Consider the following 1,326-nt stretch of genomic DNA (forward strand, 5'->3'; position numbering starts at 1 on the left):
CTCCACCACGCACCCCCGACCCGCCTGCCCCCGCCCCAACCGCGCCGCGGCCCGTCTCCGCGACCGAGCCCGATGAGGACGGCCTCGACTTCGTCGCCGCGCGCCTGATCAGCGGCAAGCTGACCGGGCGCCCGGTCGAGGAGACGGTCGACCTGGCCCGGATCGAGAAGGCGGTCCGGGAGATCCTCATCGCCGTCGGCGAGGACCCGGACCGGGACGGCCTCCAGCAGACCCCGGCCCGGGTCGCCCGCGCGTACGCCGAGCTCTTCGCCGGCCTGCGGGTGGACCCGGCGCAGGTGCTCAGCACCACCTTCGAGGCCAACCACGAGGAACTGGTGCTGGTCCGCGACATCGACGTGACCAGTCTCTGCGAGCACCACCTGCTGCCCTTCCGGGGCGTCGCGCACATCGGCTACATCCCCGGGCCGGACGGCCGGATCACCGGGCTGTCCAAGCTGGCCCGGCTGGTCGAGGTGTTCGCCCGCCGCCCGCAGGTGCAGGAACGGCTCACCTCGCAGATCGCCGACCTGCTGATGGCCAAACTGGCCCCGCGCGGCGTCGTGGTGGTGCTCGAGTGCGAGCACATGTGCATGGCGATGCGCGGCATCCAGAAGTCGGGCGCGAAGACGATCACCTCGGCGGTCCGGGGCACGTTCCAGCGCGACGCCAAGTCGCGCGCCGAGGCGATGTCGCTGATCATCCCGCGCTGAGGCGTACCGCCCGGTGGCCCTCGCTCCCCGAGCGGGGGCCACCGGCGTGTCCGCGGTCAGCCCGGGAACATCGCCAGGACCAGCCCGGCGGTGGCCAGCACCGCCGGGACCAGGCACACCAGCGCGCCGAAGCGGGGTGTCCGGTCCACCCGGTCCGCCGGGCGGGGCCGGAACAGCCGTCCCACCGCCAGCCAGCCCACCATGAACGCGACCGCCGGCATCGGCAACCCCACCACCAGCGCCGCGATGCTCACCGCCCCGGTGCCGGTGGCGGCGAAGAGCAGCAGCTGGACCAGCGGGACCAGCAGCGCGAGCGGCCCGTACACCAGCAGGTTGCGGGGGCGTGCCGACCAGCGGGCCAGCCGGGGCAGGCCCCGGGCGGCGAGGGTGTCCTCGGCCGCCTCCGCCCAGCCCCGGGCGCTGCGCAGGGCGGCCAGCACGGCTGCCGGTCCACCCGCCATCGACCGGGCCGCCTCCGTCACCTCGGGTGGCGTGGGCAGCAGCGACATCGCCGGTACGCCCAGCTCGCGCAGCCGGGCCTGCTGCGGGGCGAGCCGCTCCCGCACGGCGGTCAACTCCTCCCGCGCCGCCGCCACCGACCGGGCCTGCTCGGTCG

General features: G+C 75.5%; 2 protein-coding genes. One reads left to right on the top strand and one right to left on the bottom strand.

Features of this window, described 5'->3' with window-relative positions; all coding sequences use genetic code 11:
- Positions 1-104: 104 nt before the first annotated feature.
- Positions 105-710 (top strand): GTP cyclohydrolase I FolE, encoded by a 606-nt coding sequence (gene folE, locus ACWEVO_RS36575; RefSeq protein ID WP_452311960.1) that lies wholly within the window; start codon positions 105-107, stop codon positions 708-710.
- Between the two features lie 56 nt (positions 711-766).
- Here the strand turns inward: folE and ACWEVO_RS36580 are convergent.
- On the bottom strand, positions 767-1,326 hold a 560-nt coding region (locus ACWEVO_RS36580; protein ID WP_452311959.1), incomplete at its 5' end, for a hypothetical protein.

It is taken from the genome of Micromonospora sp. NPDC003776 (assembly GCF_053605645.1).